A 419-nucleotide genomic window follows, 5' to 3' on the forward strand; every position below is an offset into this window, starting at 1 on the left:
GGAACCACTGCCAGTAGAAATAGACCGATACGACGGTCCAGAGACCGACGAAATAGACGATCGCCAGCGTGCCGACGGCGACCGCCGGAAGCAGCACAACAAGCAGCGGCCAGTGCTCCGAGAAGCTCTTTCGATCGAAGCAAAGGCGCGTGTAGGTCGCGATGACGTGGTGATAGCCAAGAAACCAGAGGTCGAAGAGCAGGATCGGCGTGAAGAGTTGCGGCTGCCAGAGAATGACCGCGCCCGTCAGGAAGGCGACGGCGGGAATGCCCAGGATAAACGAAAGATCGAACCGGGCTCCGCGAAGCCAAGCCCGGTTGGACTGCCTCAAAGGCATGGCAATGTCGGACATTTGCCCGTTCCCCGCCGCCGTGGAATCACACCCAGGCCGAAATTACGGCATGGTGCCAGGATCGTCC

1 protein-coding gene is annotated in these 419 nt (G+C 60.4%); it reads right to left on the reverse strand.

Annotated elements, in window-relative coordinates; translation table 11 throughout:
• On the reverse strand, window positions 1-352 hold a 352-nt coding region (locus EN818_RS30885), incomplete at its 3' end, for a hypothetical protein (protein WP_210237324.1).
• Between the last annotated feature and the right edge of the window lie 67 nt (window positions 353-419).

Origin of the sequence: Mesorhizobium sp. M3A.F.Ca.ET.175.01.1.1 (genome assembly GCF_004791945.1) — a bacterium.
GTDB lineage: Bacteria > Pseudomonadota > Alphaproteobacteria > Rhizobiales > Rhizobiaceae > Mesorhizobium.